Below are 12,887 nucleotides of genomic sequence, written 5' to 3' on the forward strand. Positions count from 1 at the left end.
CTACCTCCAGCCGGCCGGGTCGACGCCGCCCGGCACCGGGGCCGCCGGGTCGTACGGCTCACGCGTGAAGATGAACGTGTTGAGGTCGAGGTGGGTCACCCCGCCGGGGGAACGGACCACCCGCAGGGTCTCCCCGGCGTAGTAGCCGTCGAGCCCCACCCAGGTGCCCTCGGCCCGCGGGGCGAACCGGGAGGCGCGGCCCTGCCCGCTCACCGGGGTCAGCGAAAGGCCGCGCTGCGGCAGCACGCGGAGCACGTACGGCGTCGGCCCCCAGTACCACGGCCCGGTCAGCGCCAGCAGGTCCTCGTCCACCGGGGAGGGCGACCACTCGGCCGGCAGCGGCGGCTCGTGCTCGGCAAGGATGTCCAGCAGGGCGGTGTCGATGTTGCGCACGCCCGAGGTGGTGTTGGCCATCCACAGCACGGCCACGCGGTCGGCGGGGTCGGCCCACACGGTGGCGAGGAAGCCGGGCATCGACCCGGTGTGGCCGGCCAGCCGGCGCGGGCCGCCGGGGCCGATGTGCCGGGTGAGCTGGAGGCCGAGCCCGTAGCCGCGGATCCAGGCGTCGCCGTCCTCCACGACGGCCGGCTCGCGCATCTCGGCGACCGTGGCCGGGCGCAGCACCTCGCCGGTGTCGCCGCCGATGAAGGCCGCCCACCGGGCCAGGTCGGCGGCCGTGGACCACATCTGCCCGGCGGGGGCCATGGCGCCGTGGTCGTTCTCCGGCTCGGGCAGCAGCGCGTCGGCCCAAGGGTGCACCGCATACCCGGTGGCGTGCGGTGCACGGGGGCGCGGGGTGGTGTCGCGCATGCCGAGCGGCTCCAGGACCTCCTCGCGTACGACCTCCTCCCACGGCGCCGACCGCTTACGCGCGACCAGCTCGCCGAGCAGCGCGAACCCGAGGTTGGAGTAGTGGTAGCGGCGGCCGGGCCGGTGCCGGGCGGACTCGGTGCCGAGCGCGGCGATCAGGTCGCCCACCGGCACACCCGGGGTGCGCTCCCACCACTGGCCGGGCGACTCGGCGGTCAATCCGCCGCTGTGGGACAGCAGCTGGGCGACGGTGACGTCACCCAGCGGTGTGCCGGGCACGTGCTTGTCCAGGGGGTCGAGCAGGTCGAGCCGGCCCTCGTCGCGCAGCCGCATGACGACGGTCGCCACGAGGGTCTTGGTGATGGACCCGATTCGGTACTGGGTGTCCCGGGTGGGCGGCTCACCGCCGACCCGGCCGCGCGCCCCGAACCAGGCGATCTCGCCGCCCCGCACGATCGCCGCCACCATCGACGGCACCCGTGCCTCCGCCTGCTCGGCCGCCAGCCTGCGCAGCAGCGCGCGGGCCGTCCCCTCCAGCACCATTCCGGTCGTCCCCTCTCCGTGATCCGCACCAGGCTAGCGTCCCGCCGTCCACGCGGCCCGGTAGTCGGCCCAGGGCGCGCATCGTCTCGGGAAGGCGGAGCGGGCTCTCATCCGCTCAGCCAACGACTGATCTCGGCGCCGATCCGCGCCTTCACCTCGGCGGGTGCGAAGCTGCCCTCGACCGAGGCGCGGGCCAGGTTCGCCAGTTCGGCGTCACTGCATCCGAAGACCTCCCTGACGCGCTGATACTCCGCCGCCGGCGACGTCTCCCCGTCGGTGTTCAGGGTGACCGTCAGACCGGCCTCGACCAGGCGCGGCAGCGGGTGCTCCGCCAGCGAGGGGACCAGCCCGAGCAGGACGTTCGATGAGGGGCAGACCTCCAGCGGCACGCGGCGTCCGCGCAGTTCGGCCACCAGGTCCGGATCCTCCAGGACGCGGATGCCATGGCCGATCCGCTCCGCGTGCCCCACCGTCAACGCCTCCCGGACGCTGGCCGGGCCCGCCGTCTCCCCGGCGTGGTGCACCAGGTGCAGCCCCGCCTCGCGGGCGGCCTGGAACACCTCGGCGAACGGCGCCGCCGGGTAGGCCTCGTCTCCCGCCAGGCCGACGGCGACCACCCGGGGGTGGCGGGTGGCCAGCGTGAGGCTGCGCCACAGCCGCTCGACGGGACGACGGCGGGAGTGGTCCAGGATCACCCGAGTCTGGATGCCGTACCGCCGCTCGCCGGCGGCGAGTCCCTCCAGCACGGCCTCCAGCGGCATGTCCGGATCGCCGAGACGCTCGCCGTGCGCGGCGGCGGTGAAGGTGACCTCCGCGTAACGAACGCCCTGGGCGGCCTCGTCCTGGCAGAACTCCTCGGCGATCCGACGGAAGTGCTCATGGTCGCGCAGTAGCGCGCGCACCATGGCCCGTTGGTCGGCGAACTCCCTGAAATCGCTGAACGGCCGGTCCTGGACCGGCGGCTCGCCTCCCAGCTCGCGGATCGTCGCGGGACGGACGGTGCTTTCCAGGTGGGTGTGCAGGTGAGCCTTGGGCAACAGGCGGAGATCTCTCACCGGCAGAACCCTAGGCAGTCGGCGCCCGCGCCACGACGGGATTACGACGCGCGAAGGTGCCGGCGCCCTCGCCTCCCCGATGCCCGAACCGCCGCTCATCACCGAAACCCGCCGGCCCTTGAGCGCCATGACGGCCACCTCATCGGAGATCGCGGGCGTGGTCCGGCGACACGAGCGTCCACGTCATCGTCCCAGGAGGAACGGCAGGGCCCGCTCGGCCACGACCGGGCCCGTTTTCGGTTCCGTGGGCGACAGATGGTTCAGTCCGTCGATGGTGTCGAGGGTCGCCTCGGGAAGGGTGTCGCGGAGCATGGCGAACTCCGCTCGGTGCCCGGGCTTGGAGCGGCCGCCGACGAGGAGCAGCACCGGGGCGGTGACGTCGGCGAACTCGGCGAGCCGGCCATACTGGGCGGCGAGCTGCTCGTGCTCGGCCAGGCAGGCTCCCAGAAGGGGCCGCATCCGCTGCCAGGCCGGCCCGCGGAAGACGATGCGGAAGACCATGCGCAGATACCAGTGCGGCAGCTTGGTCATGAAGTCCGGCGCGCCGCCGGAGCCTTGGATGAAGTGGATGAACGCGCCGTAGTGGTCGCCGGCGGCCAGCCGTTCCCGGAAGGGCGCCATCCAGGCGGTGGGGACGGGGGAGCAGGGCACTCCGGGCTCGTAGACCGCGATGCGGTCGAACAGCGGGAAGGATCGTGCGGTCTCCAGGACGACCAGTCCGCCGTAGCTGTGGCCGAAGGCCAGGCGCGCCCCGGTGGCGGCCTGAACGGCGCGCAGGTCCTCCACTTCCCTGGCCAGGCAGTAGCCGGGTCCCTGGGGGTCGCTGGCGCCGCGTCCGCGCCGGTCGACGACGTGCACCGTGAACGAGCGGGCCAGCGTGGCGGCCGGCGGCAGGTAGTCGTCGGAGGTCCGCAGAGTTCCGCCGATCACGATGAGGTCGGGGCCCGTGCCCAGCGTCTGGTAGCCGATCGCCGTGCCGTCGGCGGAGACGGCCGTGCCTCGGCGTAAGGGCGGGGTGTCGATGGTCCTGCTCACTTGCCCGCCTCCCGCTCCAGCCGGTCGAACGTCGCCAGCAGCCGCGCGGTGTGCTCGGCGTACTCGGCGTACGGCACGCCGCTGTGGGCGACGACCATGGCCAGCCGATCTTCGAACTCCTGCCGGATCGAGGTCACCCGCCGCTTTCCCTCGTCGGTGAGGCTCAGCCGCCGGCGGTTCCCCCCGGCGGGGTCGGGCTGGACGTCGAGAAGACCGTCGGCTGCCAGGACGGTCGTCATGCGGCTCACCGACGGCTCGGTCACGCCGAGGTATTCGGCGAGGGTCCGCTGCGTCGAGGCTCCCAGCTCTCCCACCAGGGTCAGCGCCAGGAACCGGCTGTAGGAGATGCCGTGCTCCGCCCGCAGGATCCGGTCGGCGGCCCGGTCCAGCCGGGCGGTGAGCACATGCAGGTTGAGGCTGAGGTTCTGCTCCATGCGAGTAACTTAACATGCTAACTTGCTTAAGGCAACATGTAGGCGTGCGTGCACGGACAGTGACATCTAACTGCGACGCGGTGACGTGCGAGATCGATTTCTCGTCGGTCACACTGGGTCGATGGAATACGTCGGCCGGGTGCCCGCGCCGCCGTTCGACCGGTTCATCGACGACATCTACTGCCTGACCGGGGTGCCGCGACACCGCCGCGACATCGCATCGGCCACCGAGACGCTGCGGGTGGTGGAGGAGGAGCTGCGATCGCGATTCGCCGAGGCGGGGCGCGGTCTCGACCTGGTACGGCACACAGGCGGGCGTCTGGAGACCTCCTACGGCGCGGTCCCGGTCGGTGCGCTGGCCGAAGACGCCGGAGTGAGCGGCAATCACCTGGCCACTCAAGATGGGAGGGCCGGCCGCCCGCGGGCGACCACGTGATCGTGGTGTCCCACCGGCCCAGGCCCGACGGCTGGCACCCGGAGGGGTCGTACCACTTCGTCGATGGCGTGGCGGCCGCGATCGACAAGGCCCATGAGCTCGCCGGGGAGCGAACCGTCGTCGTGAACGCCGGCGACGTGGGCGGCCAGATCCTCGCGGCCAGATCCTCGCGGCCGGTCTCGTGGACGAGGTGGCGATGGACGTGGTGCCCGTGGTGTTTGGATCGGGCAAACGCTACTTCGGCAGCAACGACGGGCCGCATCCGCTGGAGGATCCCCATGTGGTCGTCCAGGGCGACGGAGTGCTGCACCTGAGGTTCAAGGTGCGCCGCTAGCCGCGTCCCAGGCGGGGTGCACCCGGATCTCGATGTCGTCGCACACCGTCTCCGGCGCCGTCTCCGGCGCCGGCTCGGCGCTGACGCGGACCTGTATCGGACGGCCGGTGCCGGCCTCGACGAACGACAGGGGCGGGCGGCCGTCCTGCAGGTGCCTGTCGCCCCACTGAATCAGCGACAGGAACACCGGCAGCAGGTCCTCGCCGGCCTCCGTCAGCCGGTATTCGTCGCGGGCCCGGCTCCCCGGCTCCCGATAGACGACGGGCGCGACGATGCCCGCGGCCTTCAGCTGTCTGAGCGCGCGCGACACCGCGGGCGCCGAGGCCCCGACCCGGGTCACGAAGTCGTCGAACCGCGTTGTGCCGTAGAAGCATTCGCGGACCACCAGGAACACCGTCTTGGTGCTGAGCAGGTCCAGCACCCGCCCGGCCGAGCATCCGTCGCCGATGGACCACGCGTCCCGGTCGCTCAGCCGTTCCTCGAACTTCATCGCCACCCCGGCATTGTAGCTAACGCTTGCGTTAGTCAGCAGGGTGTGATGCAATCTCGCTAACGAAGTCGTTACTCAGGGGGACGTCATGGTCGCGGTGGCGGGCAGGGTGGTTGTGGTGACGGGGGGCCGGCGTGGACTCGGCGCCGCGCTGGTCGACGAGGTGCTGGCCCGCGGGGCGCGAAAGGTGTACTCGACCGCGCGCTCGGCGTACGTCGACGACCGTCCAGGCGTCGTCGCCGCCCAACTGGAGGTCCGCTCGGCGGCGTCGGTCGCCGCCCTCGCGGAGATCGCCACCGACGCCGAGATCGTGTTCAACAACGCCGGGATCCTGCTGCCCGCCCCACTGCTGACGGGTGACTTCGAGGACGTCACCGTGACGTTCGACGTCAACGTCTTCGGACCCCTGCGGATGGCGCGGGCCTTCGCACCGATCCTGGCCGCGAACGGCGGAGGCGCGCTCGTCGACATGCACTCCGTGCTGTCCTGGCTGGCCGGCAGCGGCGCCTACGGAGCGTCCAAGGCGGCGGCGTGGTCCCTCACGAACTCGCTCCGGATCGAACTGGCGCGCCAGAACACCCAGGTCGTCGGTGTGCACGCGGGGTTCATCGACACTGACATGGTCTCCGCCCTCGAACTGCCGAAGGCCGATCCGGCCGACGTGGCCGCGCGGATCGTCGACGGCCTGGAGTCCGGGGCCGCGGAGGTGCTCGCCGACGACGTCACGGTCGCCGCCAAGGCGGCGCTGTCGGGCCCCGTGGAGAACCTGACCTTCTCGACCGCCCGCTGAGACCGCATCTGCGCACCCAAGGAGTACCGAACCGCCATGCCACTGTGGACCATTCATCACACGCCCGGGATCTTCACCGACACGGAGAAGCACCGGCTCGCAGCCCGTATCGCCGACCACTACGAACAGATCGGGCTGCCGCAGTTCTACGTGATCACGCTGTTCCACCAGACCCGGCCCGAGGACTTCTACGTCGGCGGGGAGCCCACCCCGGCCGGTGTCCGCATCACCGTCGACCACATCGCGCGCAGCAACCCCGACCAGGAGAGCCGGCGCCGGACCGCCCAGTGGATCAAGGGCATGCTGCAGCCCCACCTCGAAGGGCACGCGGCGCTGCACTGGGAGTTCCACGTCGACGAGACCAGCGAAGACCTCTGGATGATCAACGGGATCGCGCCGCCTCCGGCGGGCTCCGACGCCGAGAAGCACTGGGCCGCGAGCAACTCGGCGTCCCCTTACTGACCGCGCCGCCAGTGCGTCGCCCCGGCCGGTGAGCGACCGCGCGCCCCCGCCGGTGACGAGGCGGTTAAGGGGGCGCGCGGTGCGCTTGTCAGGGATTCATCGGGATTCGGTCCGGCCCAGCGGGTCGCCGGCCTCCGCCAACGCGGCACGCGCCGCCGGCCAGGCGGAATCGTCGAGGCCGAGCGCGGTGCGGAGGTAGGCCCACGTGAGCCGCCGGATCAGGGCGACCCGCGCAGGGTTCTCGTCCGTCGTCTCCGTGACGTTGTATCCGGAGATCCCGCCGAGCGAGTGTTCCGCCCCGAAGACAGTGAGCAGGCTCTTGCCGCCCGGGCTCAGGACGTACGCGTCGGTGAACCAGTCCGGCCCCCGGACCGACAGCAGGGACTGGTCGCGATCTCCCGCGACGATGAGAGCCGGTGTGGTCATCTCCGCGAAGCCCGGGTTCATGAAGGGGAAGTGCTCGGCGGCGAACGGAGTCAGGTCCGCTCCGCCCGTGCCGGGGACGGCGAGCAGCACACCCGCCGTGATCCGCGGGTCGGACAGGTCCTCTCCCGGCTCGCCCTTGGGATCGAGGACGCGCGCGCCCAGGAGCATGCTCGCCGTCTGGGCGCCCCAGGAGTGCCCGGCCACGGCGACGCGGCCTCGGTCGAGCCGCCCGCCGAGGCCGGGAACGGCGGCTTCGACGAGCTCCAGCCCGTCGAGGACGTGCTTCAGGTCCTCGACGCGCGACCGCCAGATCAGCGGCGTACGGGGGTCGTCGGGAGGAAGGTTCAGCGTCCTCGAATCGAGATGGGTGGGCTGGATCACCGCGAATCCGTGGGCGGTCCAGAAGTCGGCCAGCGGGCCGTAGCCGTCCATCGACTCCCCGAAGCCGTGCGAGAAGACGATGACCGGCAGTTCGCTCCCGGTCGCCGGCGCGGACACGCGCACGCGCAGATCCTCGCCGCGGCCGGGGGCCGGCAGCACCACCGGCTTCACCGAGACGACCGCGGTGGGCGCGCCGACGGCCATGTCCGTGGTCGCCGTGCCTGTGTGGCTCATGGGTGGGTTTTCCTCTCAGTTGTTTCGTGAGGTGATGAGTTCGTCGGCCACCCACCGGGCGACGCCGGCGGGGTAGGGCGATGGCAGTCCGAGGACGATGTGCCGGAAACCGGCGTCGATCGCCTCGCCGATCGCGTCCCGGGTGGGGCCGGGCCGGTCGTAGGAGACGGGCAGGTGGATCGAGCGGGTGATGGAGGCGGGGTCGCGGCCGATCTCGGCGCAGTAGCGGTCGAGCAGCGCGCTGCGGCCGACGACGTCGTCGATGTCGCCGCCGGGGATGTTCCACAGGTCGGCGTGTTCGGCGGCCACGCGCAGCGTCGGGGACGAGCGTCCGCCAATGAGGATCGGCGGATGGGGGCGCTGGACGGGTTTGGGGCTGCAGAACGCACCGGTGAGCCGGACGTGGGCGCCGTCGAAGTCGAACGGTTCGGCCTCGGTCCACAACCGCCGGATCACCGTGCATGCTTCGGCGAGGCTCTCCACGGCGTGCGCGGCGTCGTGGAAGGGCAGGCCGTGTGCGTCGTACTCACGCCGGGCCAGAGGGTGGCCGGGGCGTGAGCCGGCGCCGATGCCGAAGTCGAGCCGTCCGCCGCAGATGTCGTCGACGGTCGCGGCGATCTTGGCGAGCATCGCGGGCGGCCGGAACCGGTTGCTGGTCACCAGCACGCCGAGCCGCAGTCGGCGGGTCTGCGCGGCGAGGGCCGCGAGCAGCGTCCAGCCTTCGTAGGCCGGCCCGTCCGGGTCGCCGCCGATCGGCATGAGGTGGTCGAGCAGCCACGCGTGCTCGATCTGCGGGATCGCGTCCGCCTCGCGCCAGACCCGCAGGACGTCGTGGTAGGTGACCTGCTGCGGGGCGGTCATGACCCCGAAAGTGGGGTGAAGGGAATGCGGCATCGGATCGGTCCTTTCGGCACCGGCGGCACCGGAGTGGGGCGCGCGCCGCCGTCGTTCATCTGGGAGGGATACGCGGGGGCGACGCGCATGGCTTGGTCGCCGGCCCGCCGCTCTGGCATGATGAGCAAGCGGGACCGCGTTCCGTTTTGACGATACGAAACAGTGTCCCGTTTAGCAAGCCGGGCGACGGAGGGAGCCGCGCGATGAACGACAGCGACCGGGGCGCGGAGCGGGCGGCCCGGCCCAAACGGGCGGACGCACAGCGCAACGAGAAGACCCTGCTCGACGCGGCCGCCGCGGTCTTCGTCGCCTCAGGTGTGGACGCGCCCGTACGCGACATCGCGGCCAAGGCCGGTGTCGGGACGGCGACGATCTACCGCCACTTCCCGACGCGAGCCGATCTCATCATCGCCGTGTACCGGCACCAGGTCGAAGCCTGCGCCGAGGCGGGACCGGCCCTGCTGGAGGCCGGCGCGACGCCGTACGCCGCGCTGGAGCGCTGGATCGGCCTCTTCGTCGACTTCCTGGTCACCAAGCACGGACTGGCCGCCGTGCTGCGCTCCGACGACGCCGGTTTCGACGCCCTGCACGCCTACTTCCTCGACCGCCTCGTGCCCGTGTGCGCCCGGCTGCTCGACGCCGCGGCCGCCGTCGGCGAGATCCGCTCCGACATCCCGGCCATCCAGCTCATGCGCGGCGTGGGGAATCTCTGCATCGGCGCCGAGCACGACCCGCACTACGACGCACGCCGGCTGGCCGGACTGCTCATCGCAGGACTGCGCCTGCCGCGCTGACCGCCCGGACGCCGGGCGCGGGGTCCGTCCCCGGCGGCGCGGGTTCCGGTCGGGCGGGTCCCGCCGTTTGGGAGACAATGCGACCCATGACGAATCCTCCCGGAGGCGCCGCGGGCAGGCCGCCCGGCGTGCAGCTCGACGCCGTGCTGGAGCGGATCACCTACGCCAACGAGGAGACCGGCTACACGATCGCCAGGGTCGCCACCGAACGGTCCGGCACCGAGCTGCTGACCGTCGTCGGCCCACTGCTCGGGGCGCAGGTGGGCGAGTCGCTGCGGCTCACCGGCCGCTGGGGCTCCCACCCCAGGTACGGCAGGCAGTTCGAGGTCTGGTCGTACTCCACCGTCCTGCCGGCGACGATCCAGGGCATCCAGCGCTACCTCGGCTCCGGGCTGATCAAGGGCATCGGCCCGAAGATGGCCGAGCGGATCGTGGACCACTTCGGCACCGACACGCTGCGGGTGATCGAGGAGGAGCCCAAGCGCCTGGTCGAGGTCCCCGGTCTCGGGCCCAAGCGGACCAAGATGATCGCGGCCGCCTGGGAGGAACAGAAGATCATCAAAGAGGTGATGATCTTCCTGCAGGGCGTCGGGGTGTCCACCTCCATCGCCGTGCGCATCTTCAAGCAGTACGGCGAGGACTCCATCGACGTGGTCCGCAAGGAGCCCTATCGGCTCGCCGACGACGTGTGGGGCATCGGGTTCAAGACCGCCGACACCATCGCGCAGGCCGTGGGCATCCCGCACGACAGCCCCGAGCGGGTCAAGGCCGGCCTGCGCTACACGCTGTCGCAGGCCGCCGACGACGGCCACTGCTTCCTGCCCGCCCCCAACCTGGTCGCCGACGCCGTCAAGATCCTGGAGGTGCCGCCCGACCTGACCTCGGCGTGCCTGGAGGAGCTGATCGCCGAGGAGGGCGTGGTCCGCGAGGAGGTCCCGGCCAGGGGAAACGGTGAGCGGGACGGGGACGACGGCGAAAGCACCGTCCCCGCGATCTACCTCGTCCCCTTCCACCGCGCCGAGCTGTCGCTGGCCGGCACGCTGCGCACCCTCCTGACCTCCGGCCACGACCGGCTCGGAGCGTTCGAGGACGTGGACTGGCCGGCCGCCTTCGACTGGCTGCGCGGCCGGACCGGCGCCGACCTCGCCCCCGAGCAGGCCCAGGCCGTACGGCTCGCGCTCACGGAGAAGGTCGCCGTCCTGACCGGCGGCCCCGGCTGCGGCAAGAGCTTCACCGTGCGCTCGGTGGTGACCCTCGCCCGCGCGAAACGGGCCAAGGTCATCCTGGCCGCCCCGACCGGCCGGGCGGCCAAGCGGCTGGCGGAGCTGACCGGGCACGAGGCCACCACCGTGCACCGGCTGCTCCAGCTGCGCCCCGGCGGGGACGCGACCTTCGACCGCGACAACCCCCTCGACGCCGACCTGGTCGTGGTGGACGAGGCGTCCATGCTCGACCTGCTGCTGGCCAACAAGCTCGCCAAGGCGGTCGCCCCGGGCGCGCACCTGCTGTTCGTCGGCGACGTCGACCAGCTTCCCTCGGTCGGCGCCGGAGAGGTGCTGCGCGACCTGCTGGCCGCCCCCGGCATCCCCCGGGTGCGCCTGACGCAGATCTTCCGCCAGGCACAGGAGTCCGGCGTGGTCGTCAACGCCCACCGCGTCAACACCGGCCAGCACCCCCTGGTCCGGGATTTCCCCGACTTCTTCCTGTTCCCCTGCGAGGAACCCGAGGAGATCGCCGCCCTGACCGTGGACGTGGTCGCCCGCCGCATTCCCGGCAAATTCGGGCTCAACCCCCGCAGGGACGTTCAGGTGCTGGCGCCCATGCACCGCGGCCCTGCCGGTGCGGGCGCGCTCAACACCGCCCTGCAGGAGGCGCTGACCCCCGCCCGCGAGGGCATGCCGGAGCGCCGGTACGGCGGGCGGGTCTTCCGCGTCGGCGACAAGGTCACCCAGCTGCGCAACAACTACGACAAGGGCGCGGCCGGGGTGTTCAACGGCACCGTCGGCGTCGTCACCGCCATCGCCCCCGAGGAGAGCAAGCTGACCGTGCTGACCGACGAGGACGAGAACGTCGACTACTCCTTCGACGAGCTCGACGAACTCGCCCACGCCTACGCGGTCAGCATCCACCGCTCCCAGGGCAGCGAGTATCCGGCCGTGGTCATCCCGCTGTCCACCAGCGCCTGGATGATGCTGCAGCGCAACCTGCTCTACACCGCGATCACCCGGGCCAAGAAGCTCGTGGTCATCGTCGGGTCGCGGCGGGCGCTCGGCCAGGCCGTACGCACGCGGGGGGCGGGCCGCCGCCACACGGGGCTGACCCACCGCCTCCGCGTGCCCTGATCTTTCGTGGCCCTGATCTTTCATGATCCGGGCCGGCGCGCCCGCCCCTGCCGTCGGTCGTCAGTACACCGAGGTGTAGGTCACGAACGACGCCTGGTTGACCCTGGTGGTGGCGTTGTAGCAGGCGACGTCACGGACAACGGCGGTCGAACCCGAGGTCGTCCACAAGGTGAGCAGGTTGCAGAACCCCGGACCGGGGCCGTACGCCGTGACCTGCACGTCGTTGGGCAACGCCCCGACCTTGGGGAAGGTCACAAGGCGCAGGCCGGTCCCGGCCGACTGGATCGTGTTGACCGCGCCGGGGTAGTTGAAGTTGATCGCGGGGGGCACCGGCGCGTACGGCCCGGGGTTGGCCGGGGTGTTGTCGAAGGTGTAGGCGAACAGCTTCGGCGGCGCGAACGCTCCGGTGATGGCCCGCTCGCGCTGGTAGGTGAGGGTCCAGCCGGTGTCGAGTGGGTTGACGGTGGCGTCGTGGCACAGCACCTGGATCTTCTGCCCGGACGTCGCCCAGCTCCAGGCGCCCACCTTGCACCGCGCCGGCTGCCCGGAATCGACCGCGGTGACCTGGATGTTCCCCGCCTGCACGGACGAGCCGAGACCGGGCAGCCAGACGGTCCAGTCACCGGTGGCGTTGTGGAAGACGGAGTTCACCCCGAGCGAGGAGTTGTAGTCGGAGCCGATGGAGCTGCCGTTCCAGAAGACGTAGCCGAACGCCTGCGCCGCGGAGAACAGCGCCCCGCTGCTGCTTGCGAAGACGATGGAGAACAGCGCCTTGGCCGGGCCGCCGCCGTACCGGTAGCACCGCACCGCCACCATCTCGTCCGTGCCGACCTGGCCCCACTTCTCGATCTGGCACCACTCGGCCGACTGCGAGATCGCGGTCACGTGCGCGATCCCGCCGCCCTGGGGGATCCCGATCTGCGGGAACCGCACGAAGTACTCCCCGGGAACGCCGGGCGTGACGGAGACCGCACCGGATGTCCAGCTGCCCGCCTGGTAGGACAGGTTCGGCACGCCGGAGCTGGTGTCGACGTAGGCGAACCCCCACGCGTCGGGAACCGCCGCGTTCGCGGTCCCCGACCCGGCGACGGCGCCGGCGGCGACCATCGCGAACAGTAGAAGTAATCGAGTGAACACGTTGCGTAACAGGCGCATGCCGTCCTCCATCGCGGTGGTGCCCAGTGGGCGTACGAGATGCCGACGCCGGATGCCCGGCGAGTGGTGCCCGGTCGTGGAGCGGTGGAACGTTCTAGAAGGGCGCGGGGATCACGATCAACCCTCCTGCCCTGTGATAACCCGCGGGCCGATCTTTGAGAAGACCCAAAGGCCCATACGCCGCACAGCGCACATTTAGGCGTGAAACGTTCATCTTTCGACGGTTGCCGAAGGATCACGGCCCTAGCCTGCCGGGGAGGCGACGAGCACCA

14 protein-coding genes are annotated in these 12,887 nt (G+C 71.5%); 6 read left to right on the plus strand and 8 right to left on the minus strand.

Annotated elements, in window-relative coordinates; all coding sequences use genetic code 11:
- The 4 genes from ACGFIB_RS18995 to ACGFIB_RS19010 form a co-directional block, all read right to left on the minus strand.
- On the minus strand, window positions 1–1,353 hold the full coding sequence (locus tag ACGFIB_RS18995) for a serine hydrolase domain-containing protein (RefSeq protein ID WP_142571040.1): 1,353 nt from the start codon (window positions 1,351–1,353) through the stop codon (window positions 1–3).
- 107 nt (window positions 1,354–1,460) lie between these two features.
- A complete protein-coding gene (add, locus tag ACGFIB_RS19000; protein WP_393373461.1) occupies window positions 1,461–2,408 on the minus strand; it encodes an adenosine deaminase in 948 nt (315 codons plus the stop codon).
- Between the two features lie 183 nt (window positions 2,409–2,591).
- Window positions 2,592–3,443: an alpha/beta fold hydrolase gene (locus tag ACGFIB_RS19005; protein ID WP_393373464.1), complete on the minus strand. Its 852-nt coding sequence runs from the start codon at window positions 3,441–3,443 to the stop codon at window positions 2,592–2,594.
- Window positions 3,440–3,877 (minus strand): MarR family winged helix-turn-helix transcriptional regulator, encoded by a 438-nt coding sequence (locus ACGFIB_RS19010; RefSeq protein ID WP_393373466.1) that lies wholly within the window; start codon window positions 3,875–3,877, stop codon window positions 3,440–3,442. The genes ACGFIB_RS19005 and ACGFIB_RS19010 overlap by 4 nt, the downstream gene beginning before the upstream one ends.
- 121 nt (window positions 3,878–3,998) lie before the next feature.
- On the opposite strand from ACGFIB_RS19010, the gene ACGFIB_RS19015 reads away from it, so the two are divergent.
- Entirely contained in the window at window positions 3,999–4,313 is a 315-nt protein-coding gene (locus ACGFIB_RS19015) for a hypothetical protein (protein WP_393373469.1), read from the plus strand.
- A gap of 190 nt (window positions 4,314–4,503) precedes the next feature.
- Window positions 4,504–4,647 (plus strand): hypothetical protein, encoded by a 144-nt coding sequence (locus tag ACGFIB_RS19020; protein WP_393373472.1) that lies wholly within the window; start codon window positions 4,504–4,506, stop codon window positions 4,645–4,647.
- Here ACGFIB_RS19020 and ACGFIB_RS19025 read toward each other — a convergent pair.
- Complete coding sequence (locus tag ACGFIB_RS19025) at window positions 4,631–5,137, minus strand: winged helix-turn-helix transcriptional regulator (RefSeq protein ID WP_393374123.1); 507 nt, start codon at window positions 5,135–5,137, stop codon at window positions 4,631–4,633. The two genes, ACGFIB_RS19020 and ACGFIB_RS19025, sit on opposite strands and share 17 nt — an antisense overlap.
- Window positions 5,138–5,225: 88 nt before the next feature.
- Between ACGFIB_RS19025 and ACGFIB_RS19030 the strand changes: the two genes are divergently transcribed.
- Window positions 5,226–5,927: an SDR family oxidoreductase gene (locus tag ACGFIB_RS19030; protein WP_393373474.1), complete on the plus strand. Its 702-nt coding sequence runs from the start codon at window positions 5,226–5,228 to the stop codon at window positions 5,925–5,927.
- 36 nt (window positions 5,928–5,963) lie between these two features.
- Entirely contained in the window at window positions 5,964–6,389 is a 426-nt protein-coding gene (locus ACGFIB_RS19035; protein ID WP_393373476.1) for a tautomerase family protein, read from the plus strand.
- A gap of 96 nt (window positions 6,390–6,485) precedes the next feature.
- Here ACGFIB_RS19035 and ACGFIB_RS19040 read toward each other — a convergent pair whose 3' ends face one another.
- Complete coding sequence (locus tag ACGFIB_RS19040; RefSeq protein WP_393373479.1) at window positions 6,486–7,430, minus strand: alpha/beta hydrolase family protein; 945 nt, start codon at window positions 7,428–7,430, stop codon at window positions 6,486–6,488.
- Between the two features lie 15 nt (window positions 7,431–7,445).
- Window positions 7,446–8,291, minus strand: a complete 846-nt coding sequence (locus tag ACGFIB_RS19045) for an LLM class flavin-dependent oxidoreductase (protein WP_393373482.1) — start codon at window positions 8,289–8,291, stop codon at window positions 7,446–7,448.
- Window positions 8,292–8,527: 236 nt separating this feature from the next.
- Between ACGFIB_RS19045 and ACGFIB_RS19050 the strand changes: the two genes are divergently transcribed.
- Window positions 8,528–9,118, plus strand: coding sequence for a TetR/AcrR family transcriptional regulator (locus ACGFIB_RS19050; protein WP_393373485.1), 591 nt, complete (start codon window positions 8,528–8,530; stop codon window positions 9,116–9,118).
- 86 nt (window positions 9,119–9,204) lie between these two features.
- A complete protein-coding gene (recD2, locus tag ACGFIB_RS19055; RefSeq protein ID WP_142571031.1) occupies window positions 9,205–11,460 on the plus strand; it encodes an SF1B family DNA helicase RecD2 in 2,256 nt (751 codons plus the stop codon).
- A gap of 60 nt (window positions 11,461–11,520) precedes the next feature.
- Here the strand turns inward: recD2 and ACGFIB_RS19060 are convergent, their stop codons facing one another.
- The gene (locus ACGFIB_RS19060) at window positions 11,521–12,615 is read right to left on the minus strand and encodes a hypothetical protein (RefSeq protein WP_142571030.1); all 1,095 of its coding nucleotides are present in this window, start codon (window positions 12,613–12,615) and stop codon (window positions 11,521–11,523) included.
- Window positions 12,616–12,887: the final 272 nt, after the last annotated feature.

The sequence above is a fragment of the Microbispora bryophytorum genome (assembly GCF_043197435.1).
GTDB classification, from domain to species: domain Bacteria; phylum Actinomycetota; class Actinomycetes; order Streptosporangiales; family Streptosporangiaceae; genus Microbispora; species Microbispora bryophytorum.

Coding starts and splice junctions, on each gene's coding strand:
- ACGFIB_RS18995 (WP_142571040.1), bottom strand. CDS start 1,353: ATGGTGCTGGAGGGGACGGCCCGCGCGCTGCTGCGCAGGCTGGCGGCC.
- ACGFIB_RS19010 (WP_393373466.1), bottom strand. CDS start 3,877: ATGGAGCAGAACCTCAGCCTCAACCTGCATGTGCTCACCGCCCGGCTG.
- ACGFIB_RS19015 (WP_393373469.1), top strand. CDS start 3,999: ATGGAATACGTCGGCCGGGTGCCCGCGCCGCCGTTCGACCGGTTCATC.
- ACGFIB_RS19025 (WP_393374123.1), bottom strand. CDS start 5,137: ATGAAGTTCGAGGAACGGCTGAGCGACCGGGACGCGTGGTCCATCGGC.
- ACGFIB_RS19030 (WP_393373474.1), top strand. CDS start 5,226: ATGGTCGCGGTGGCGGGCAGGGTGGTTGTGGTGACGGGGGGCCGGCGT.
- ACGFIB_RS19035 (WP_393373476.1), top strand. CDS start 5,964: ATGCCACTGTGGACCATTCATCACACGCCCGGGATCTTCACCGACACG.
- ACGFIB_RS19040 (WP_393373479.1), bottom strand. CDS start 7,430: ATGAGCCACACAGGCACGGCGACCACGGACATGGCCGTCGGCGCGCCC.
- ACGFIB_RS19045 (WP_393373482.1), bottom strand. CDS start 8,291: ATGACCGCCCCGCAGCAGGTCACCTACCACGACGTCCTGCGGGTCTGG.
- ACGFIB_RS19050 (WP_393373485.1), top strand. CDS start 8,528: ATGAACGACAGCGACCGGGGCGCGGAGCGGGCGGCCCGGCCCAAACGG.
- recD2 (WP_142571031.1), top strand. CDS start 9,205: ATGACGAATCCTCCCGGAGGCGCCGCGGGCAGGCCGCCCGGCGTGCAG.
- ACGFIB_RS19060 (WP_142571030.1), bottom strand. CDS start 12,615: ATGCGCCTGTTACGCAACGTGTTCACTCGATTACTTCTACTGTTCGCG.